The sequence below is a fragment of the Pandoraea sp. NPDC090278 genome (assembly GCF_044772185.1).
GTDB lineage: Bacteria > Pseudomonadota > Gammaproteobacteria > Burkholderiales > Burkholderiaceae > Pandoraea.
This window is the reverse complement of record NZ_JBIVYJ010000001.1, coordinates 932,525-955,614: the sequence shown is the minus strand read 5'-3', so window position 1 is coordinate 955,614 and position 23,090 is coordinate 932,525. Positions and strand designations below refer to the sequence as shown.

Sequence of the window (23,090 nt, the reverse complement as noted above, 5' to 3'; positions counted from 1 at the left end):
ACGCCCCTCAACCACCTGCCGCTGCTTGCAACGACGTCGCCGCCACCTCGGCAGGTTCGGCACGGTCAGTACGGAAGGTTGACGGATCGACGACGGGCATGGCCGTCTCCGGTGTGTAACGCACACAGCGATTCCGTCCGGCAGCCTTGGCCTGATACAAGGCGCGATCCGCGCGTTGCACGAGCGACGACAGCTCACCCCGTGAGCGTTCGTCGCACGCGATGCCGATGCTCACAGTCGCGGCGACAGTCTCGCCCTGCACCATCCGTGCCGAACGCTCGAACGCTTCACGCACGCGCTCGGCAATCGTCTGCGCTTCGCTGGCACCCACGCCCGGCAGGAACAACGCAAACTCCTCACCGCCGTAACGTCCAAAGATATCGTCTGCCCGAAGCTGCTGCGACGCCGTGCGTGCGAACAGCAGCAGCACCGTGTCGCCGAACGGATGGCCGTAGGTGTCGTTGATGCGTTTGAAATGATCGAGATCGAGGAGCAGCAATGCGACGGGCGCACGGGCAGCGCCGTGACGTCGCAACTGCTCACGGGCAAGCCGCGTGAATTCCGGGCGGTTGAACGCCTGCGTCAATCCATCGCGAGTCGCCGCGCGGTGCAATGCAATCTCCGAGCGCTCCTTACCCAGCGACACCATCAGGAAGCTCGCCACGACGATCAGCACGAGCATCTCGGTGGTGGAGACCTGCGGTCCGAACCATGCGAGGAATTGCGAATCGGTCGGACCGAGCCACACGAGTGCGACGGCGCGCGCCGTGTAGAACGACCCGTGCAGTACTGCGACGACCGCCAGCACGATGCTGCTAGGCAGCCGCAGCCCCGAGGCCTGCCAGAACTCCCTGGCGGCCATCAGGCTGTAGAACGCCAGCAACGAGAAGAACAGCACGCCGCCGCTCCAGGCATCGAGCGGCCGCGCAAACAGCCACGTCCCCCAAAGCAGCACCGCTGGACCGCCGAAGACCGCAACCCACTGCACGCTTCGACCGTAAAAGCGCCGCGCACCGCTCCACACCATGGCGAACGCCAGTGTGGCGACGGCGTTGCCCAGTGGATAGAGCACCGCGAGCTGAGCGCTTCGGGATGCCAACAGATAGAGCACGGGGGAGAACGTTGCGAGCAGGAAAGCCAGACTCCACCATCGTGGCGATTCGGCTTCGTCGCGGCGTAAAGCGTCGAGCATGAACAGGATGCCTGTCGCAATGCTCAACAAGAAGGTCACAAACTGTAGCGTCGGCAGGTCTAGCGCCGGCAGCGACAAACCAAGAGCCATGGCTCCGTCCCCCGTACGCACGGCCGACGGGCGGTCATCACCGCCCCGGACACATGCGCAGTTTGAAATACGGGGGGTAAAACCTGACTGAATGATCAGCGGTTCGTTATTTTGGAGATGGCAAAACGTGGCAGCCGCTTGCGCGCCGTATGCGGCGCACCGTCTGGCCGCCCCGGTCCGGCCATCGGTTTCTCTAAGGAGTGTCCGTCGTCGCTGGCGTGTCTCGCGCTTCCCTGAAGCCCACACGGTCGTGGACCCGCTGTGTTTTTTGACGCGCGACGCCGGAATTCCCTGAATTCAGCACTGCTCCATGTCCATGCGGCGGGATTCTAGCACGCCAAATTGAGACGACAAGGCACGCTCAGCCCCGCCCGACAACGACATCTCAACCTTCCTTACACTGCCTCTCTTACATTTCCTGACGCCGCCGCGCCGACAATGCGCCTGCCGTCTGAATCACGAGATCGGCAAACCGGCGCTCGTCGCGCTCCGCATTCCAACGCACGCGCGGCACGGCGATGTTGATCGCGCCGATGGCCCGGCCATCCTGATTGACGACGGCCGCCGCCGTGGAGATGTCGCCCATGAAGAACTCGTCTTCGGTGTGGGCGTAGCCTTGCTTGCGGATGCGGGCGAGCCGCTCCTTGATCTTGCGCGGTTGGGACACCGTGGACGGCGTGAACTGGACGAGGTTGGTGCGCGCCAGAATATCGTCGATCTCTGCGTCATCGAGCGTGGCGAGCATCGCCAGCCCCGGCGCCGTGCAATACGCGGGCAGGCGCGAGCCGACGATGACGTTGGCGTTGAACACACTCCGGCTGACGATACGCAATACGAAAACGATATCCGTATCGAGACGCACGGTCAGATTGGTCGCCTCTTCCGTCTCTGCCGCCAACTGCTGCAAATAGGGTGCCGCGCGACTGACCAGTTCGTTCGAGACGAGATAGTGATACGTGAAGTCCAGGAGCTTCGGCGAAAGTTCGTACTTCTTGCTCTGCGGATCCTTCAGCAGATAACCCAGCGCCGAGAGCGTGAACGTGAAACGCTGCGCGGCGCTGATGTCGAGGCCGGTCGCCGCCGCAATTTCGGACAGCGACAGATGACGCTTCGAGCCATCGAACGCGGTGAGCACCTTCATCGCCTTTTCGACGGAATTGACGTACAGCGTAGACTCCGTCGACGACGCTGCCGACGGCGTCTCTGCTGAGACAGATGTCACGGCGGTCTTGTCTTTCGCGCGGCTGCGCGGGGTTTTGATGGTGGCCACAGTCAGATGGGTGTTTTGACGGATTTGGCTGGATTATCGCATAAAAATAGGACTCTATCTTTATGCGATAACTCTAAATCCACGTTCAGCCCTCGCGCACGCGCTGCCTCATTTCGTTGCGCCCCACTCCCACGCGCCTTGCGTGTCGCGCGACAACAAGTGCTTGCGGATTCGCTCCGATGGCGTTGTCTCGAACTGTGCGGTCTCGCGATAGTAGCGCGGCCGCTGATAGCTGGCGAGACGCTCTGCCGCCCACGTCGACAACGCAGTCCAGTCGACGGCCGATTCGCGGAACTGCACGTACAACATGACGTCCTGCTCGCCGATCTCGCTCGCCACGCCGATCGCCGCACATGCCGCCACGGCCGGATGTCGCGCAAACACCCGCTCGATCTCCCACGCCGAGACGTTCTCGCCCCGCACGCGCATGCTGTCCGTTCGACGTCCGATGAAAACCAGACTGCCGTCGGCACTGCGGCGCGCGCTGTCGCCCGTGTAAAGCTTGCCGTCGCGCAACGCTTTCGCCGTGGCGTCGGGATTATCGAGATACCCCGGTAAGAACACGCCCTCGACGTCGCTCGACAAGACGATTTCCCCCGGCTCCCCATCGACCACCGGCTGGCCCGCGTCGTCGAGCAACTCCAGCGTCAACCACGGCAACGCGTGACCGATGGAGCCGGGTTGATCGGCGTCGTTCAGCGTGGCAAAGCTTGAGCACTCGGTCATGCCGTAACACTCGCGAAGCACACAGCCCAGACGTTCGCGCGTTGCTTGCCAGGCGCTCGCCGAGACACCCGCGCCCCATGCCACACGCAGGGAATTCGTCGCCGGTTGCGCGTCGCGCGGCAACTGCATGAGGATGTCCAGAATGCCGCCAAGGTAGTGAAGATGCGTGGCCTGCGACTGCTCGCACTGCTGCCAGAAGCGGCTCGCCGAGAAGCGCTCGACCACGTGCATCTCGACATTGACGAGAAACGGGATCAACAACATTTGCGCGCCGCCAATGTGGCACAACGGCTCCCACAGGAACAAGCGGTCGCCGTCGCCTGCATCGGCCACGCGCAACGCCGCCTCGCTGGCAATGCGCATCATGCGGTGCGTGAACAAGACCCCCTTGGGCGCTCCCGTCGTCCCCGACGTGTAGATGATGCAAAGCACCGATGCCGGGGTGACGGCCGCCGCAACCGGCGCCTTCCCCGTATGCGCGGCGGCCTGCGCCATGACGTCCGACAGCCAGTGGCGCACGACTTGCGTGCCGTGGTGCCCCGGCTGCCCGACGGCCAGCGCGACGCCCGCGTCGAGTACGTCGGCGAACGACGGCTCGGCGATGAGCAGCTTCGGTTTGGCGTGCCCCAGCAGATACTCGATACCGTCGCCTTTCAGACGCGTATTAACCGGCACCCACACCAAGCCCGAGAGCATGAGCGCGTAGATCAAAGCGACTTGCGCGGCACTGTTACCCAGCATGACCGCCACGCGATCGCCCGGCACGAGTCCCTGCGCGGCAAACCACGCCTGCATCGCGCCGACGCGCGCGGCCATCTGCGCACGGTCGATGGCCTCCCCCTCGAACACAACGACCGGCTTCGGTGAAACTCCTTCACGCCGAGTAAGCCCTGCCATGAGCAGCGGCACGACGTCGAGCGAATCGCCCTCGGCCCGCTGCGGGAAGTACTGAAGATAGGGATGCGACGACATAGGTGATGCGTGTGACGATTCCGACGCCGAAGACGTCTGCGCACTCACCGGCGCAACTCGGGCAACGTTTGACATGGACATACGAGAATCCGCAGGTATCAGTAGCTCTTGCGTTTGAAGATGGAGGACAACCAGACGACGAACACCATCAGGAAGACCAGCGACGTGGCGACAGCGGCCAATGTCGGCGTGACGGCCAGTTGGATGTCGTCCCACATCTGCTTGGGCAGCGTGGTGTTGATCCCGCCGGAGACGAAGATGGCAATCGTCAGGTCGTCGAACGACACGATGAAAGCGAACAGGAACGCCGAACCAAGGCTTGCGGCGAGCAACGGCAACAACACGGTGCGTACGCGGGTGAAGGCCGACGCGCCGAGCATCTTGGCCGCGTCGTCGAGCCGCCAGTCGAAGCGCTTGAAGCTCGCAGACAACGTGACGACCACGTACGGAATCGCCAGCACGGTGTGACCGATGACGAGGCCCGCATTGGTGCCTGCCAGTTCCCACCGTGCAAACAGGTACAGCAGTCCGACGGCGACGACGATGCGCGGCACGATCAGCGGCGCGATGAACACGGCGAACAGCGGCTTACGCCAGCGCGACGGCAACCGGACGAGCGCCAGACTCGCCCCGAAGCCGAGCACGAGCGCGAGTGCGGCCGTTGCGAAGCCCACGCCCAGCGAGCGCCACAACGCTGCCTGCCAGACGCTGGATTCGAGGAATGCCACGAACCACTTGAAGGTGAAAAGCTCCGGCGGGAACGACACGAACGATTGCTTCGTGAACGCCAGCGGCACGACGAATGCAATGGGCAACACCAGCGCGAGCACGACCGCCCACGTATAGGCCTTCAGGCCCAGACCGCCCCCCGCCCGCTCGCCGCCTTGCGAGAACGACAACTTGCCCGCGAGACGTCCGACCGTCATCAGCACCGGCAACATCCGGCCGCCTGCCCCTGCGCGTCGCTCCGGCGCTTCCCCGGCCAACGACGACAGACCGACCACCCGGTCGTAAATAAAGAACACGACGATGGAGCACAGCAGCAGGACCGTCGAGAGCGCGCCCGCAAACCGCAGGTCGAACAATTCCAGCACGGACGAAATGACCAGTTGCGCCACCATCGACTCACGCGGCGAGCCCAGCAGTGCGGGCACGATAAAGAAGCCGAGACTGGTGATGAAGACGAGCAACCCGGCCGCCGCCGCGCCCGGTCCGGACAACGGCAGGAACACCGTGAAGAAGCCCGTCGAGCGATCCGCGCCGAGCGTTTGCGCCGCCTGCACGAGTTGCATGTTGATGCCGCGCATGATCGGCAGCATCGTCATGACGGCGAGCGGCAGCATCGCGTGCACCATGCCGATCAGCACGCCCGTCATCGACGGTGCGAGCGTGCCCGCGCTGTCGAGCAGACCGAGGTGCGTGGCGAGCGTCGTGAGCAGCCCTGTCTTGGAGAGCAGCAACATCCAGGCGTAGGTCTTGACGAGATAGCTCGTCCAGAACGGCAGCACAATCCACAACAGCCAGCGCTCGCGCGAGCGCGCCGACAGGCGAGCCAGCAGATACGCGACCGGATAGCCCAAGAGCACCGACAACGCGGCCGTCAGGAAGGCAATCCAGAAGGTCGAGCCGAGCACCTTGATATAGACGGCCGAGTGCGTCATGCGCGCGAATTGCGCGACGGACAGCACGCCGTCGGCATCGTAAAGGCCGCCCTGCAAGATCTCGACGACCGGCATGATGAAGAACACAGCGAGGAACAGCAAGGCGGGCAGCGCGGGCAACCACCGGGCCACGTGTTTCGGCCAGGCAATACGGGACCCCGCCTGGGGCAGGCGTTGAACAAGCCACATGGCAAATACTCCTGAAGCGGATGACTTGGGCGAAAGAGGACTCAGCGCGTGAGCAACGTGGCGCGGCCGTGATCCCACGCGAGCCCGACGCGCTCGCCTACGCGTGGCGTCAGCTCGCGCGGACAGCGCACAGTGAAATGCGCGCGCTCTGCATCGGCAGCGGAGCCGGATTCACCGCCCTGCCCCAGCGATACGATGGCGCGCGTGTCTGAGCCGAGAAAGACCACTTCGCGAATCGTCCCGGCAAGTGCACCGTCTTCCGGCGTCGTCAGCCGTGCTGCCTCCGGGCGTACGAGTAGACTCGCCGCACCTGCGGCTGGCAAATCGGGGCTCGGGCCAATGGGCACCAGACGCTCACCGACGCGCAGCGCGACGCGTCCGTCCGCCAGGCGCTCCACCACGCCGTCGAGCAGATTCGAATGCCCGAGGAAGTCGGCGGCAAAACGCGTGGCCGGACGGTCGTACAACTGCGCCGGTGTACCGATCTGTTCGATGCGCGCCTGATTCATCAGACAGATGCGATCGGACAGCGTGAGCGCCTCATCCTGATCGTGCGTCACGTAGATGAACGTTGCGCCCAGTTCCTGATGCAGACGCCGGATTTCCAGTTGCATGTGCTCACGCAACTTCTTGTCGAGCGCGCCGAGCGGCTCGTCGAGCAGGATGATCGACGGACGAAACGCGAAGCAGCGTGCCAGCGCGATACGTTGCTGCTGACCGCCCGACAGCTCCGACGGCAGACGTTGCGCGAACGCCTGCATCTTGACCATCGCGAGCGCCGAGTCGACGGCCGGTCCCAGCTCGGCGCGCGGCAGCTTGCGCATGCGCAACCCATACGCCACGTTCTCCCAGACAGTCATGTGCGGAAAGAGCGCATAGCTCTGGAACACCATCCCGATGCCACGTTTGCCCGGTGCGTCGTGCGTGGCGTCGCGCCCATCGATGAGCAACTGACCCGCGCTGGGTTCGACCAGCCCCGAGATCATTTGCAGCAGCGTGGTCTTGCCCGAGCCAGACGGCCCGAGCAACGTGAGAAATTCCCCTGCCGCGACGCGCAGATCCGTCGGCAGAAGCGCGGGCGTCTCGCGGTACGTCTTGGCAAGACCGATGGTTTCCAGTTTGGTGCTCATATTCGTGCTCATCCTGCTCCGGTATTCACAACACTTGCATCGATGCTTACGACAGCAGCCACGCGTTGAAACGCTCGGTCGCCTTCGTACGGTTCTCGGCCCACCACTGCGGGCTCGGCAGACGCATGCCCTTGAGGTTGGCAGGTGCGGTCGGCAGCAGTGGCGCGCGCTCCTTGGGAATGCCGTCGAATGCCTTGAGGTTGGTCGGACCGTACGCGAGATCCTGCGTGATGAGCGCTTGTCGGGCCGGATCGCCGCAGAAACGAACGAACTGCTTGGCGAACTCGGCGCGCGGCGTGCCCTTCGGAATCCCCCATCCTTCGATGGAATACAGCCCCTGATTCCAGACGATCTTCACCGGCGCTTTGTTGTCGATGGCCGCCTGCGCACGCCCGTTCCACGTCGACATCATGTCGACGTCGCCGCTCTGGATCGCCTGCATGGCCTGCGCCCCCGATGTCCACCAGAGGTTGATGTGCGGCTTGATCTTGTCGAGCGACTTGAAGGCGCGGTCGAGATCGAGCGGATACAGCTTGTCGATGGGCACGCCGTCGGCCATGAGCGCCTGTTCCAGCGTGTCGAGCGGGCTGCGGCGCAGCGAACGACGGCCAGGGAAACGCTTCACGTCCCAGAAATCGGCCCACGTCTGCGGCGCTTCCTTCTGAAACTTGTCGGTGCGATACGCCAGCACGGTCGAGTAGACGTCGACACCCAGCCAGTCGGCCGTCACGGCCTCGGGCATGATGCCGGGGAAGTCGGCGGCCTTCATGCCGATCGGCTCGAGAAAGCCCTTCGATTCGAGATACGGAATGTCAGCCGACAGCGTGAGCGTGGTGACGTCCCACACGAAGTTCTTCGTCTGCACCATCGCGGCGAACTGCGCCACCGGCTGCGAATCGCGCGCCACACTCACAACCTTGATGCCGGTCGCCTTCTCGAACGGGTCGTAGAACGCCCGGCGATAAGCGGCGGTGTACGGGCCACCCGGATCGGAGACGATCAACTGCTTGGCCTGAGCGAACACCGAGTGCGACGCGAGCATCGGCACCGAGCCAGCCAGTGCAGTGACACCGGCCATTTGAAGCAGACGGCGGCGGGACGGATTTTGCGGGTCGTGCGAGTGAGACATAAAGAACTCCGCTTGTGCGATGGACAGACGCAACACGCCTGCCCTGTGTGGGTTGCCGCCCGTCGCGCCGTTGTGACAATGTGTTCGCAGGCGGCGACGGGGGGTAACGCTTCAGTCGATGGCGATCTCTTGCGGATCGGCCGGGTGTGGCAGCGTCAGGCCTTTGCCGTTTCGGCCTTGGCAGCACGCTTGGCAAAGAACGCAGCCATCATGCGCGCCGGTTCGCCCGACTCGTACGACTCGCGTTGAATGCGCATGCCCGCTTCGATAGCGTCCTGGAACGTGCCTTCGGTCATTTCGCGGAAGCGCTGCTTGTCCAGACGCATCGCCACCGGCGGCTTCTCGGCGAGTTCCGTCGCGATTTCCAGCGCCTTGTCGAACACCTTGTCTTCCGGCACGAGGTGATGGATCAGGCCAAGACGATGGCTTTCGTCCGCGTCCATCAGACGGCCAGTAAGCGTCAGCTCGATCGTGCGCGACAGCCCCAGCATGTGATTCATGATCCACGGACCGGTCGTGCTCGCGATACCGGCGTTGATCTCCGGCTGCCCCATGCGCACGCCCGGGTGGCCGACGCGAATGTCGCCCAGCAGCGACACCTGGAAGGCCGAGCCTGCAGCCGTACCGTTTAGCGCCATGACCAGCGGCTTCTTCAGGCTACGAATCACGTCGTAGTAATGCTCCCAACCCTTGATCCACTCGATGGCCGTGTCGCCGTCGAAATGCTTTGCTTCTGCCAGATCCTGTCCAGCCGAGAACGCGCGACCGGCACCGGTCATGATCACGGCTGCCACGTTGTCGTCGGCATTGAAACGCTGGAGCGCGTCGATGATCAGTTCGCGCATGGCAATGGTCCAGGCGTTAAGCGCCTGCGGACGATTCAAGGTGATCACCGCCACCTTGCCAACCTGCGTGAAGAGGACTTCCTGCTCCGTTTGCTTTGCTGTCTCGCTCATTTGAACTCCAAGGGCACCGACGCGTGGACATCACGCGTGCATTGAGATGGCGACAATGCGATCAACGCATTTCTTGCTAAACAGTTATCTCAGTGCAATAACTGTTATCTGAAAGCAATATAGTTATTCCAAAAAAATGACGCAAGCGGAATCGCTTCAGGGTTTACCTCAAGCGGTTGCACCTTTGGGATCGGGGGGAGAAGCGCGGCGAGCGGTCCGGTGAGGACCGACTGGCTTTGACAGGCTGGAGGTCAGCCTAGGTGACGGTCGCCCGACGGGCGACCTGAAGACCAACTACGGTTACGGTTAATCGCCTTGCGCCCGCGACTTTTGTTTGCGTAGGCGGCGAATGGCTTGCAGTTGTGCCACGGCCTCGGCCAGTTCGGCCTGCGCCTTGGCGTAATCGATGTCGCCGGTCTGTTGCTCCAGCAATGCGGCCGCCGCTTCGCGGGCACGCTCGGCGCGCGCCTGATCGAGGCTGTCGGCACGCATGGCTGTGTCGGCGAGCACCGTCACCCGGTCGGGCTGGATCTCGACGAAGCCACCGGCGATGTACAGGAACGTCTCGGTACCGTCGGCGCCTTCGATGCGCACCGTTCCGGGACGCACCCCCGAGAGCAGCGGTGTGTGCCCCGGCAACACCCCCAGCTCACCTGCCGAGCCGGGGATTTCAACGAAGCGCGCCTCGCCCGAGAAAATCGCGCGCTCGGTACTGACCACGTCTACCTTGAGTAATGCCATGAATTTCACTTCTCCCTGCGACACGACTTCCATCGCCTGAGCCTGCTGCAGCGCTGTTGTCGCGCCGTGTCCTTCCTAAGGTCCGGCGAACCCGGACGCGAACCCTGTCGCGCCCCGAGTCCACCATGCACATCACAACGTTCGCGGCGTCGCGACACCGAGATCCGTCGACATCTTCAATAGCGACTCCCAAATCGGTGTCGTGAGGTCGATGTGATCATGGTGCTTCTTGCGGTTGTCTGCCTCATATTCGCCGGGATACTGCACGCGGTCGAAGCCAGGCTGCGGCGGGCATGACGTCAGATAGTCGATGAACGCCTCCACCTCGTGCGAGCGCCACGTCGCGGCGAAGTCGACTTGCGGGTTGAGCACGATGGCGAACATATTGTTCGTCGCCACACCCGCACGCGGGTGTTCCGGCTGTATCGTACCGCCGCCCGAGAGCACACCCGCCAGCAACTCCGTCACGATGCCCAGCGCGTAGCCCTTGTGCCCACCGAACGGCAGCAACGCACCGAACGGCTCAGTGAAGAGCGCGTTCGGATCGGTCGACGGATTGCCGTGACCGTCGATCAACGATCCCGGCGGCGCCTGTTTGCCTTCGGCCGCCAGCACACGCGCCTTGTTGATGGCGATGGCGCTCGTCGCCATGTCCACCACCAGCGGCGGACGGTTGTTCGGCAAAGGCCCCGCAAAGCACAACGGATTGGTCGTCAGGCGCGGCTCGCTGCCGCCGAACGGAGCGACCATCGGCTGGCGGTTCGTCACGTTCGTGAACGCCATGAACACCAGCCCTTGATGCGCCGCCATCTCGCCATACTGGCCCATGCGGCCCAGATGGTGACTGTTGCGCAGCGTCAGAATCGCCACGCCCTTGTCGAAGGCGCGCGCAATCGCATGCTCCACCACGAACTTGCCGACGTGCTGACCGAAGCCGCGATTGCCCTCGAACAACAACAGATTGCCGTGATCGGTGAGAACGGTCGGACGTCCAGTCGGATTGACCTGTCCGTCCTCAAGCACTTTGCGATAGGTCGGCAGAATCGACAGGCCGTGACTCGCATAGCCGACACGGTCCGATTCCACGAGATGCTCAGCGACGTCGAGCGCAATGTCGTCCGGCACGCCCTGCGCGAGCAGCAGTTGTTTGCCGAAATCGACGGCGTCTTTCAGGGGGATTCGCATAGTGACTCCTTATTCATCGAGCGCAGCAGGCGCGCATTACAACCAGCCCAGCCAGCGCCAGTACGTCGCGGCGAACACCAGCAGCAAGGCGTAACCCACGACAGTGACGATGATCCCCACCTTGGCGAATTGTTTCGCGGTGAACGTGTCGGTGCCCAGACACACCATGTTCTGCGGTGCGTTGATCGGCAGGATGAAACCGAAGCTGACCGTGAAGCCGAGCAACATGGTCATGCCCAGCCTGTTGAAGTCGCCCGGCAAGGTTTGCAGCACGGCAATCAGAATCGGCAGCATGGCCGAGGTCAGCGCCGTGGCGCTCGCGAAACCCAGGTGAATGAGGATGAGGAATGCGGCGAGTATCGCGAAGATCGACAACGTCGGCAGCGAATCGAGACCCGTTGCAGCCACCACGTGATTGCCCAGCCACTGCCCTGCCTGCGTCGTGAGCAATGCGGTGCCAAGACTGATACCGACCCCGAACACGATCACGGTGCCCCAGGGAATGCGCGACTGCACGTCCTTCCAGGTCATCACGCCAAAACGCGGCAGCATCAGCACCACCAGACCGACGTAGGTGACCGAGGTCGTATCGAAGCGGTGCAGCTTGCCTTCCGTCGCCCAGAACAGCAGCAGGCCGATCGACACGGCGAGCAAACGCTTTTGCGAACTCGTCATCGGCCCCATTTCGCGCAATTGCGCTTCCACGGCTTCTTTGCCGCCTGCAATGGCATCGGCCTCGGGCGGCATCAGCTTGAGCACGAGCACCACGAGCACCACCGACATGATGATCGCCCACGGTGCGCCAGCGACAAGCCACTCAGCCCACGTAATGCGGTCGCCGAGCATCTTGTCCATGAAGCCCACCGTCAGCAAGTTCTGTGCAGCGGCCGTCTGAATACCGACGTTCCAGATACTGGTCGCCTGCGCCACGATGATCATGATGCCCGCGGCAATGTTCGAGCGCTTGTCGACACCGAACGCGGCAATCACACCCATCATGATCGGCACCACACAGGCACTGCGGGCGGTGGCGCTCGGTACGACAAGCGAAAGCAGGATCGTGACGGCAACGGCGCCGATCATCACGCGGCGCGTGCTGGTCCCGATCTTGGAGAGGGTCACAAGTGCGATGCGACGGTCGAGCCCGGTGAGGGTCATCGCCGCAGCAATGAAGAGCGCACCGGCCACCAGCGCGAGGGCCGAGTTGGAGAACCCGGCAAGCGCCATGCTGATGGCACGCGACGTGCCGTACTCGACGCTCGGGTCCTGCACCGTGGGCGCGGTGCCCACGAGAAACGCCATCAGCGAAGTGATGATGATGGCGCTGGCCTCGTACGACACGGCCTCGGTAATCCACACCACCACGGCAAAGGCGAGAATAGCCAGCATGCGATGGCCAGCGACCGGCAGATCGTCGGGCATCGGAATAAAGAGCACGGCAATCATCACGATCACACCGGCAATTAGCCCGATGGGTATCGCTTTCTTCTGGGGAGGGCTTTGCACAGAAACGTCAGGCGTGCTCATAAGGGGGCTCCAGAACGGAATGGCATGCCGGCAGTCGGCATGTCTTGAGGAAATGCCACGCTTGAACTGCGGGTCAATCCTACCCGCATTGAACTTGGCGAGGCAAGCACGGGGCATGGGCGTGCACCGTCAACCGCAGGCCCCAACGTCGCGTGGGGCAAGACGGGCAAGGCATAGGCAAGCGTGGCGGGGAATGGGCGAAGTCCTGCAGTCCCGTGTGCATTCAGACGCACGGGACTGCGATCAACGCGGCGGTGAATGCGGCATGCGAGGCAGTCGGGGTGTACCGACCTATCAAAGGTCCGGACGCTCCGATTGCCTGAAATGCATCGCAAATGAAACGGTGACGCGATCAGCGCAGGCGGAACAGACAATACGACTCGCCGCGAAGCGCGAACGCCTAGAAATGCAGTCCGAAGTATTCCGGTGCACCGGCGAACAACTGGGTATTGAGGACGGGATTGGTCAACGCGCGATGCCAGAGCGTCTGATACAGCCCTGTGAGTCCGGCACGCGGTCCGGTCACCATGCCGTCCGTGCCCGACGTCAGCCCGGCATTGCCGAGCGTCCCACCTAACGTGCGACCGCTGACGATGACCGGATCTGCCGCCCACGCGCCCGCGTCCGCAAACACGTCGTGCCACGGCGCGGGGGCCGCGCCCACGAGCGCTGGCGGCGGTGAACCAGGCGGCGTATGGGGTGACACCCGGGCCGACGCCCGGGCCGCACGCTTCGAACGTGCGGCCCGTGTCGGCCGGGCGCCAGACTTGGCTTGCGCCGTTGCGGTCTTCGTCGCCGCGTGCACACCGGTGGAATTCACGGTCTGCGGCGGATTGGCGGCATGTGCCGATGCCACCATCCAGAAGCAACACAACAACGCCAGCGCCGAGCTGGCGCCCATGAGGCGGGTAAGCGACTTCGTCATGACATCCTCGTGTATCGGCGGTGATCCCCGCCTGTCTTAGGATAGTCAGAGCAAATTTCGGACCACGAGAGACAACTATTTGATTCTTATGCACTTCTTATTCCACCATTCGCAGATGTCCGAAGAATTCCCGAGATTTGTTTCACTTCAGAAACATCCGGTAACCGCGATTGATCATCGACGATACGTTTTGACCGCCTTATGGGCCAGTGTCCGCGCTCGCCGGTGAAGCATTGATCGACTTTCGACGCTTCGATTGTCGTCCTGCGTTTCGTCTGACGCATTGATGTGGATCAACAAAAGCGCACGACCGTGCGAAAACCCGAATTGACGCACGATGCGCCTTATGGCGAGGCACGGCGGGGTTTTAACGGCGGTCAATGGGGCGTTGACTGCCCCGGGACTCGGAGGCGTCCGAAAATCCCGGGGCCCTCCCGATGTAGGGAGCATGTCTCTGGCACAATCGCTCAACGCTAGCAGCACGGGGCCATCGACCGACTGTCCGGTGTGCCCAATGACAAAAAGGAGTCAGCAATGTCCCAGTTCGATGTGGATCTGTTCGTGATCGGTGCCGGTTCGGGCGGCGTGCGCGCCGCACGCGTCGCCGCGCAATACGGCGCGCGTGTGAAAGTCGCGGAAGAATTTCGCGTGGGTGGCACGTGCGTCATTCGTGGTTGCGTGCCGAAGAAGCTGCTGGTCTACGCCAGCCGGTTTGCCGACGAATTCGAAGATGCCGCAGGTTTCGGCTGGGAAGTGCCGTCCCCCAAGTTCGACTGGAAAACGCTGATCGCCCGCAAGGACACCGAGATTGCGCGACTCGAAGGCATCTACACGACCAACCTCGAACGCGCGGGGGCCGAACTCGTCGCCGCGCGCGCCGTGGTCGAAGGCCCGCACACCGTTGTGCTGCCCGCCACCGGTGAGCGCATTACCGCGCGCAACATCCTGATCGCGACAGGCGGCCGTCCGGCAGATCAGCCACACTTCGTCGGACGCGAGCACGCCATTTCGTCGAACGAAGTGTTTCATCTCGAATCGCTCCCCAAGCGCATCACGATCATCGGCGGCGGTTACATTGCACTGGAATTCGCGGGGGTTTTCGCCGGGCTTGGCTCGAAGGTGACCGTCGTACATCGCGGACCGCATCTGCTGCGTGGATTCGACGAGGAAGTCCGGACGTCGCTCGAAGCCGCATATCGCGAGCGAGGTATCGAGATCCTGCTGGAGCGTACGATCGAGCGCACAGAGAAGATGCAGGACGGCTTGCGTATTACGCTGTCGGACGGCACCGCACACGAAGCGGACGTGCTGTTGAGCGCTGCGGGGCGTGTGCCGTACACGCAAGGACTCGGGCTGGCGGCCAGTGGCGTGGCACTCAACGACAAGGGGGCGGTGATCGTCGACGAGTTCTCGCGCACGAATGTGCCGTCGATCTTTGCCGTTGGCGACGTCACCGATCGCGTCAACCTCACGCCGATGGCGATTCGCGAAGGCCAGGCGTTCGCAGATACGGTGTTCGGGGAGCGCACCACGCGCGTCGACCACAAACTGATTCCGACGGCAGTGTTCAGCACACCGGAGATCGGTGTGGTGGGACTGACTGAGAGTGAAGCCCGCGCACAATACCCACAGCTCAAGGTGTACAAGGCCACCTTCCGCCCGCTCAAGGCGACGCTGTCGGGCCGTCAGGAAAAGATGCTGATGAAGCTGCTCGTCGACGGTGCCACCGACAAGATCGTCGGCGCGCATATGGTCGGGGATCACGCAGGCGAACAGGTGCAGTTGCTGGGCGTCGCGCTGTCGATGGGCGCAACGAAGGCCGACTTCGATCGCACGCTGGCGGTACACCCGACAGCCGCCGAAGAATGGGTGACGATGCGCACGCCGGTCGCGTAAAGCGTCACCACCCGATGCGGGCGCTGACGCCACTGTCGTGGTCAGCGCCCGCGTCCAGCGATCCAAGTCGAAGCCTCAGAACGTCTGATACCAGACGCCGAAGATGGCAATCGGCGTGAGCACCAACAGCAGTACGCGCCATACCGGCACAAACCACTGCGTACGCGAACCTTCCAGCACAGTCCGCGCCTTGGGCCAGATGCACGCACCGACGAAGATCGCGATACAAAGCCCGCCGACCGGCATCAGCAGATTGACGGTGACGTAGTCCATCAGATCGAAGATCGTGCGGTCGAACAGTCGCACGTCCGACCAGATGCCGAACGAGAGCGCCGCCGGTGCACCGAACAGGAAGGTCGAGACGAACACGGCGAGGACTGCCGGACCACGCTGCCATTGATATTCGTCGATCAGAAAGGCCGCGACCGGCTCGTACAGCGAGACGGCCGAGGTCAGCGCGGCGAACAGCAACAGCAGGAAGAATGCGATGGCAATCGCGTGCCCGAACGGCATCTGCGCAAAGATGGCGGGCATGGTGATGAACGTGAGGCCGGGACCGGCGTCGGGCGGCACGCCGAACGCGAAAACGGCGGGCAAGATCATCAGACCGGCAAGGCAGCACGCCAGCGTCGCAAGCGTCGCGACCCAGACGGCCGAACCGGCGAGCCGTGCGTCGCGCGGCAGATAGGATCCGTACACCACGATCATCCCCGCCCCCAGCGACAACGAGAAGAACGCCAGTCCCAGTGCTTCGAGCAACGTGTCGCCGGAGATCATCGAAAAGTCGGGCGTAAGGAACCAGGCCACACCCGCCATCGCGCCGGGCAACGTGAGCGCGCGGGCAATGACCAGCAACATCAGCAGGAACAGCGCGGGCATGAGCCACTTGCCTGCCCGCTCGATGCCTTTCTGTACACCGGCTGCGACGATCAGTGCCGCCAGACCGAGAAACACCCCCATGCTTGCGAGTGACGCCACCGGATTCGCGGTGAACGCCGAGAACTCGGCGACTAGCCGCTGCGTATCGTTCGCGAGGATCGAGCCCGTGAACGCGCGCATCAGGTAAGTCACAGTCCAACCGCCGACCACGACGTAGAACGAGAGAATCGCGAATGCATTGAACGTGGCGACGCGCCCGACCCAGGCCCAGGCGCGTCCGCCGAGCGTGCGCATCGCGGTCGTGATGGACTGCCCCGTCAAACGGCCAACCGTCATCTCTGCCAGCAACAGCGCGACACCAAGCGTCAGCACACAGGCCAGATAGACAGCGAGGAAGGCACCACCGCCGTGCTGCCCGACGACGTACGGAAACTTCCAGACCGCGCCAAGACCAACGGCAGAGCCAGCGGCGGCCAGCACGAAACCCAGCCGCGATCCCCAGGTGGCACGGCTCGCTTCGCCCGAAGCGTCGGTTGCCGCGGGCGATGCCGCTGGGGCAGCAGGTGAGATGGGTAAATGGGACACGTGTCTCCTCCGGAAACGGACGTGCAGCCACCGGGTCCACGCGGCTTTGCACCGCGCGGGAGCGACACGTCACAGGTTCATGGAATGGCGTCAGGCAGATTACTGGCGCGGCACGGCATCGATATCGGAACGATGCGGCTCACGTGCGCCAGCGCCTGACACCACAAGGGTGGCCGGAGAGTCTACGCGGGAAAAGGTGCCTACCGGTTTAGGAAAGCACCCAAATTTGCGTCAGTGGCCGAGTTCAACCTCGCCTGCCGAGGCAGAACGGGTTCCCGGCTTGGGCGGATTGCTCTCGCCACGGTATGCGAACACGACCGAGAATTTGGTGGTGTCGCCTTCATTTCGGCCAGCTGCGTGAAACAGTCCGCTGTGGAACAGCACGACGTCGCCTTGTGCAAGCTCGACTTGCTTGCCGCGCGCCACGAGCGGTTGATTGTCCGGTTCGTCGGGACGCAGGAAATCCAGCGAATCGAGCTGATGCGGCTGAAGCTGCTCGCGGTGCGAACCCGGGATGAAACGAAGCGCGCCGTTGTCGCGCGTCTCCGGCCCCAGTGCCAGCCAGACCGAAACCAGTGAGTTCTCAGGGAACGACCAGTAGCGGATATCGCGATGCCAGCCGGTCGCCGTACCGAAGTGCGGATGTTTCGTCATCACGCAGTTGTGGTGCGCAAGCGTCAGCACCACGTCTTCGCCGAAGATCTGGGCAAGCGATTCGATCAGGTCCGGGCGCGTGGCCCAGTTGCGCAGTGCATCGCCGCGATCGTAAGCCTTGAGCAGACGGCGAACCGTCTGGCCACCCTCCGCATCACGCGATTGCGGCGCGCCCGCATAACCCACATCGGCTTCGAACTCGAGCGGTAGCGTGGCCGCCGCCAACTGCGCTCGCACATCGGCCAGAATCGCCTCGCAGTCGGCCTGCGCAACGTAGCGCGGGAGGATCAGATAACCGTCGTTACGGAAGGTTTCGAGTTGCGATGCGGTAAGCGCCATGATGGTCGGCGAAGCGGGCAATAAGCTGGCTGTTAATGGGAAATGACGAGGACTTGGAGTTTCGCTGTAACTGGATGAATCGGGAGGACTTGCAGGGTCATGTCCGTTGACGTCGTTGCTGCATCACATGACGTCGTGACGGCAATGGCGCTCAGGCGGCGCGTTTACGTCGTCGGGGCGGCAGATCGCTGGCCGTCTTGCGTTCGAGCTTGGGTTCGGGCTGTGGCACGTCGGTGCCGGGCAGCGACGCCTGCGGATTACCGGCGGGACGCGGCGTGTCGACCACGCTACGCAGACGGTCGAGCTCACGCGTGAGCTTCGCCAATTGGTATTCGAGCTGGCAGTTACGGCGATACAGCGTGCGCATTTTCTGGCTGAGCGCCTGCGTCTGTGTCCAGTATTCCGGATACATGACGAAACGCCCATCCGGGCGTTCGACGACGCCAAGCCCGCTCTGTCCCATCACGTCGATGGTTTCCAGCGCGTAGCGTCGAACTTTTTTTACCGTACCTGCCGCCATTTATTTCCTACAGTCCCAGCCTGAGAGAGTCAGGCGCGGCATTTTGCCACGAATTCGGCCCGCCCGGGCGGCAAACCCGCGTCGGACCGGAGATTTATTTTCTGCTGCTGCCCCGCCGGACGGGGCTGCGCTCGACTCACTTCGTCTCGCCAGGTCGCGACGCGGGAACCCGCTTCGGTTTGTCGACTTCGATGGACACGGGATCGCTCGCCGGAAACGTCTCCTCGAGCGCTTCGTCGAGATCGCGTTCCACGGCATCTTCCTTGTGAGGATGCTGTGGGCCGGGCTTGCGCGTGGGGGTATCGCTCATCAAGTCCTCCGCTGATAAAGCCGCGCCGGTGCGCGACCGTCACCCCTACTATACCGCGAGCTGCGTAGGCCCGCGCGACGCGTCAGGCCGCTGGCGTCAGGCGCGCTCGGTGGCGCGTCAGCGCTTCGCGCACGAGCGCGTGCATTTCCTCGCCGTCCGGGGTGTCGACGAGGGCGAGAATCTGCGAGCGCATGCGCGGATCCCAGAATTTATGCAGATGCGTGGCGACCTGATCCAGCGCTTCTTCGCGATCGGGCAACGAGTCGAAGAAGTCTGCAATGCGGTTGGCCATACGCACGAGGTTGTTGCCGTCCATCGAAAGTCTCCCGCTCCGTCAGGGTCAAGGCCGTCAGACGCGCTCGTCGAGCGCCGCCCCGCCGGTGTAAATCACGCACTGTTCGCCACGCACGAAGCCGACAAGCGCCACACCCGCCGCCTGCGCCGTACGCACCGCCAGCGCGGTGGCCGCCGACACGGCCGCCACCATCGGAATGCCGACCTGCGCCGCTTTCTGCACGATTTCCACGCTGGCGCGACTCGTCATCAGCACAAAGCCGCCGTCGAACGCACGCCCCTCGCGGGCCAGCGCCCCGATGAGCTTGTCGAGCGCGTTATGTCGGCCGACGTCTTCCCGCAGACAGACGATCTCGCCCTGCGGCGAGCACCAGGCCGCGCCGTGCACCGCACCGGTCACGCCGTTGAGCGCCTGATGTGCGGCGAGCCCCGCATGCGCCGCCGCTAGCGCCGCATGGGTCACACGCAACGGCTCGCCAGCGGACGGCAACGGCCGCAACACCTGATCGAGACTCTCCGTGCCGCAAAGCCCGCACCCAGTGCGCCCCGTCAGATTGCGACGCCGCTCCTTGAGCCCAACGAACGCGCGCGACGACACTTCGAGGTGCGCCGTAATGCCCAGCGAAGTCGCCGAGACGTCCACTCCGTAACACTCGCGCCGGTCGTTCAGAATGCCTTCCGACAACGCGAACCCCAGCGCGAAGTCTTCGATATCGGCCGGTGTCGCGAGCATCACCACATGCGAAATGCCGTTGAACTCCAGCGCGACGGGCACTTCCTCGGCGAGTTCGTCGCTCGCCGCCTGCCACGCGCCATGACGAAAACGCCGCACGGCGAATGTGGCGTGCGGCGAGAGGCTTTCGGGGTCGATGGCTGTCGGCGCGACGTCGCACACGGGGGCAGCGATGCCATCGATCTCATCGCCTGCCGACTCACTGGCTTCGCGGGCTTCAGCCACTTCAAGTAACGGGTTGGACATCGTCAAACACTGACTCCAGGTCATTCCAGGGTTCGCGCCCCCCTACTTCGCCGACACCGGTTCGGCAGGGTTGCGGGCCGCATCGAGCAATTCAAGCTGTGTGCGGTTGAAGGACGAATACTTGGCCTGCCATGCCGACGGCTGCACCACCGGCAGCACCTGCACGGCCGTCACCTTGTATTCCGGGCAATTCGTTGCCCAGTCCGAGTTATCCGTCGTGATGACGTTCGCGCCCGATTCCGGGAAATGGAACGTCGTATAAACCACGCCGGGTTGCATACGTTCGCTGAGCACCGCCCGCAGCACCGTCTCGCCCGCTCGGCTCCGGATACCGACCCAGTCGTCATCCTTGATGCCCCGCTCCTGCGCGTCGTGCGGGTGGATTTCGAGCCGATCTTCGTCGTGCCAGTGAACGTTGTGCGTGCGGCGCGTCTGCGCTCCGACATTGTATTGCGAGAGGATGCGACCCGTGGTGAGCAGCAGCGGATAGCGCGGCGTGACCTTCTCGTCCGTCGGCACGTAACGCGTGATGATGAAGCGTCCCTTACCGCGCACAAAGGCGTCGACGTGCATGATCGGCGTGCCATCGGGTGCTTCGTCGTTGCACGGCCATTGCAGACTGCCCGCTTCGTCCAGACGCGCATAGCTCACGCCGTGGAACGTCGGCGTAAGCCGTGCGATCTCGTCCATGATCTCGGACGGATGCGCGTACGGCATCTCGTAGCCCAGCCGCTTCGCCAATGCGATGGTGACTTCCCAGTCGGCCATGCCCGGCAACGGCGCCATCACCCGGCGCACGCGAGAAATGCGTCGCTCGGCGTTGGTGAACGTACCGTCCTTTTCGAGGAACGTCGTGCCCGGCAGCAGCACGTGTGCATACTTCGCGGTTTCATTCAGGAAGATGTCCTGCACGACGATGCACTCCATCGCCTCCATCGCCGCCGCCACGTGCTGGGTGTTGGGGTCGGACTGCACGATGTCCTCGCCCTGACAGTAAAGCCCCTTGAAGCTGCCGTGGATGGCCGCGTCGAACATGTTCGGGATACGCAGCCCCGGTTCGGCCTGTAACGTCACGCCCCACGCGGCTTCGAATTCCTCGCGCACCAGCGTATCGGAGACATGCCGGTAGCCCGGCAACTCGTGCGGGAACGAGCCCATGTCGCACGAACCCTGCACGTTGTTCTGTCCGCGCAACGGGTTCACGCCGACCCCTTCGCGCCCGACGTTGCCCGTCGCCATTGCCAGGTTCGCGATACCCATGACCGTGGTCGAGCCCTGCGCGTGCTCGGTCACGCCCAGCCCGTAGTAGATCGCCGCGTTGCCGCCCGTCGCATACAAACGCGCAGCACCGCGAATCTGCTCGGCAGGTACGCCCGTCACCACGGACACCGCCTCGGGCGAGTTCTCCGGCAGCGCCACGAAATCGCGCCACTGTGCAAACGCCCGGTCTTCGCACCGCTCGGCAATGAACGCCTCGGCCAGCAATCCCTCGGTGACAATCACGTGCGCCAGCGCATTGACCATCGCCACGTTGGTGCCGGGACGCAGCGGCAGATGGAATGCCGCCTTCACGTGCGGTCCGTCGACGATATCGATGCGGCGCGGATCGATCACGATGAGCTTCGCCCCCTCGCGCACACGACGCTTGAGTCGCGAGGCGAAGACGGGATGCCCGTCCGTCGGGTTCGCGCCCATCACGAGAATCACGTCGGCGTGTTCGATCGACTTGAAGGTCTGCGTACCGGCGGACTCGCCGAGCGTCTGCTTCAGCCCGTAGCCCGTCGGCGAATGACAGACGCGCGCGCAGGTATCCACGTTGTTATTGCCGAACGCGGCACGCACGAGCTTCTGCACGAGATACGTCTCTTCGTTCGTGCAGCGCGACGACGTGATGCCGCCAATGGCGTCGACACCATACTTCGCCTGCAGCCGACGGAACTCCGACGCCGCGTAGTCGAGCGCCTCGTCCCACGACACTTCGCGCCACGGATCGGTGATCTTGCTACGGATCATCGGCTTGGTGATGCGCTCCTTGTGCGTGGCGTAGCCCCAGGCGAAGCGTCCCTTGACGCAGGCATGGCCCTCGTTCGCGAGACCGTCCTTGTACGGGGTCATGCGCACGACCTCGCCACCCTTCATTTCCGCCTTGAAAGCACAGCCGACGCCGCAGTACGCGCACGTCGTCACGACCGCATGCTCGGGCTGCCCCATCTCGACGATGCTTTTTTCCTGCAACGTGGCCGTCGGGCATGCCGCCACGCAAGCGCCGCACGACACGCACTCCGAGTCCATGAATGGCTGATCCTGCCCGGCCGAGACGCGCGCCTCGAAGCCACGCCCGGAGATCGTCAGCGCAAACGTGCCCTGCGTCTCCTCACACGCCCGCACGCACCGGTTACATACGATGCATTTCGACGGGTCGTATGTGAAGTACGGATTCGACTCGTCTTTGGCGCTGTGAATGTGGTTATCGCCCTCGAAGCCGTAGCGGACTTCGCGCAGACCGGTCACACCGGCCATGTCCTGCAATTCGCAATCGCCGTTGGCCGCGCACGTCAGGCAGTCCAGCGGGTGATCGGAGATATACAGCTCCATCACGTTGCGCCGCAGGTCCTGCAACTTCGGCGATTGCGTGCGCACCTTCATGCCCGGCTCGACGGGCGTCGTGCACGAGGCGGGGAATCCACGCCGCCCCTCGATCTCGACCAGACACAGTCGGCACGACCCGAACGGTTCGAGGGAATCCGTCGCACAGAGCTTGGGGATGTTGACGTCGTTGCCCGCTGCGGCGCGCATGATCGAGGTGCCCGCCGGGACCGTCACGCTCAGCCCGTCGATCTCCAGCGTGACCTCGACTTCGCTCTCACGCCGCGGCGTGCCCATGTCCGGGCCGTGGCCCGGCGAGACTTGTGCATTCGGATGGATCATGTGTCGTTCTCCC

General features: G+C 63.6%; 19 protein-coding genes. 1 reads left to right on the top strand and 18 read right to left on the bottom strand.

The features are described 5' to 3' along the window. Positions 1-7: 7 nt before the first annotated feature. The 11 genes from ACIQWO_RS04175 to ACIQWO_RS04125 form a co-directional block, all read right to left on the bottom strand. Entirely contained in the window at positions 8-1,282 is a 1,275-nt protein-coding gene (locus ACIQWO_RS04175) for a GGDEF domain-containing protein (RefSeq protein ID WP_402819542.1), read from the bottom strand. Positions 1,283-1,691: 409 nt separating this feature from the next. Beyond that, a complete protein-coding gene (locus ACIQWO_RS04170; RefSeq protein ID WP_402819539.1) occupies positions 1,692-2,504 on the bottom strand; it encodes an IclR family transcriptional regulator in 813 nt (270 codons plus the stop codon). A gap of 156 nt (positions 2,505-2,660) precedes the next feature. Further along, a complete protein-coding gene (locus ACIQWO_RS04165; protein ID WP_402819536.1) occupies positions 2,661-4,250 on the bottom strand; it encodes an AMP-binding protein in 1,590 nt (529 codons plus the stop codon). 98 nt (positions 4,251-4,348) lie between these two features. Beyond that, positions 4,349-6,100 (bottom strand): ABC transporter permease subunit, encoded by a 1,752-nt coding sequence (locus tag ACIQWO_RS04160; RefSeq protein ID WP_402819533.1) that lies wholly within the window; start codon positions 6,098-6,100, stop codon positions 4,349-4,351. A gap of 41 nt (positions 6,101-6,141) precedes the next feature. Continuing rightward, positions 6,142-7,230 carry an ABC transporter ATP-binding protein gene (locus tag ACIQWO_RS04155; protein ID WP_402819530.1) on the bottom strand — a complete coding sequence of 363 codons (1,089 nt, stop codon included), beginning with the start codon at positions 7,228-7,230 and terminating at the stop codon, positions 6,142-6,144. Positions 7,231-7,276: 46 nt separating this feature from the next. Then, positions 7,277-8,359: an ABC transporter substrate-binding protein gene (locus ACIQWO_RS04150; protein ID WP_402819527.1), complete on the bottom strand. Its 1,083-nt coding sequence runs from the start codon at positions 8,357-8,359 to the stop codon at positions 7,277-7,279. A 155-nt stretch (positions 8,360-8,514) separates the two neighbouring features. After that, on the bottom strand, positions 8,515-9,315 hold the full coding sequence (locus ACIQWO_RS04145) for an enoyl-CoA hydratase/isomerase family protein (RefSeq protein ID WP_039398566.1): 801 nt from the start codon (positions 9,313-9,315) through the stop codon (positions 8,515-8,517). Positions 9,316-9,621: 306 nt separating this feature from the next. After that, positions 9,622-10,056: a F0F1 ATP synthase subunit epsilon gene (locus ACIQWO_RS04140; RefSeq protein WP_402819523.1), complete on the bottom strand. Its 435-nt coding sequence runs from the start codon at positions 10,054-10,056 to the stop codon at positions 9,622-9,624. Between the two features lie 132 nt (positions 10,057-10,188). Continuing rightward, positions 10,189-11,241 carry an Ldh family oxidoreductase gene (locus ACIQWO_RS04135; protein WP_402819520.1) on the bottom strand — a complete coding sequence of 351 codons (1,053 nt, stop codon included), beginning with the start codon at positions 11,239-11,241 and terminating at the stop codon, positions 10,189-10,191. 36 nt (positions 11,242-11,277) lie between these two features. Beyond that, positions 11,278-12,768, bottom strand: a complete 1,491-nt coding sequence (locus ACIQWO_RS04130; RefSeq protein WP_150738012.1) for a DASS family sodium-coupled anion symporter — start codon at positions 12,766-12,768, stop codon at positions 11,278-11,280. Between the two features lie 400 nt (positions 12,769-13,168). Next, complete coding sequence (locus ACIQWO_RS04125; protein WP_402819516.1) at positions 13,169-13,693, bottom strand: hypothetical protein; 525 nt, start codon at positions 13,691-13,693, stop codon at positions 13,169-13,171. Between the two features lie 534 nt (positions 13,694-14,227). On the opposite strand from ACIQWO_RS04125, the gene gor reads away from it, so the two are divergent. Beyond that, the gene (gene gor, locus ACIQWO_RS04120) at positions 14,228-15,589 is read left to right on the top strand and encodes a glutathione-disulfide reductase (RefSeq protein ID WP_402819513.1); all 1,362 of its coding nucleotides are present in this window, start codon (positions 14,228-14,230) and stop codon (positions 15,587-15,589) included. A gap of 75 nt (positions 15,590-15,664) precedes the next feature. Here the strand turns inward: gor and ACIQWO_RS04115 are convergent, their stop codons facing one another. The 7 genes from ACIQWO_RS04115 to fdhF all read right to left on the bottom strand — a co-directional run bounded on the left by ACIQWO_RS04115 (position 15,665) and on the right by fdhF (position 23,077). Next, a complete protein-coding gene (locus tag ACIQWO_RS04115) occupies positions 15,665-17,053 on the bottom strand; it encodes a sodium-dependent transporter (protein WP_402819510.1) in 1,389 nt (462 codons plus the stop codon). A gap of 231 nt (positions 17,054-17,284) precedes the next feature. Continuing rightward, entirely contained in the window at positions 17,285-18,046 is a 762-nt protein-coding gene (locus tag ACIQWO_RS04110; RefSeq protein WP_402819507.1) for a phytanoyl-CoA dioxygenase family protein, read from the bottom strand. Between the two features lie 151 nt (positions 18,047-18,197). Continuing rightward, the gene (locus tag ACIQWO_RS04105) at positions 18,198-18,566 is read right to left on the bottom strand and encodes a hypothetical protein (RefSeq protein WP_402819504.1); all 369 of its coding nucleotides are present in this window, start codon (positions 18,564-18,566) and stop codon (positions 18,198-18,200) included. Positions 18,567-18,702: 136 nt separating this feature from the next. After that, positions 18,703-18,876: a hypothetical protein gene (locus ACIQWO_RS04100; RefSeq protein ID WP_233325616.1), complete on the bottom strand. Its 174-nt coding sequence runs from the start codon at positions 18,874-18,876 to the stop codon at positions 18,703-18,705. 82 nt (positions 18,877-18,958) lie between these two features. Further along, entirely contained in the window at positions 18,959-19,192 is a 234-nt protein-coding gene (locus tag ACIQWO_RS04095) for a formate dehydrogenase subunit delta (RefSeq protein ID WP_150738017.1), read from the bottom strand. Between the two features lie 33 nt (positions 19,193-19,225). Further along, a complete protein-coding gene (gene fdhD, locus ACIQWO_RS04090) occupies positions 19,226-20,149 on the bottom strand; it encodes a formate dehydrogenase accessory sulfurtransferase FdhD (RefSeq protein ID WP_402819499.1) in 924 nt (307 codons plus the stop codon). A gap of 42 nt (positions 20,150-20,191) precedes the next feature. Next, the gene (fdhF, locus tag ACIQWO_RS04085) at positions 20,192-23,077 is read right to left on the bottom strand and encodes a formate dehydrogenase subunit alpha (protein WP_402819496.1); all 2,886 of its coding nucleotides are present in this window, start codon (positions 23,075-23,077) and stop codon (positions 20,192-20,194) included. Positions 23,078-23,090: the final 13 nt, after the last annotated feature.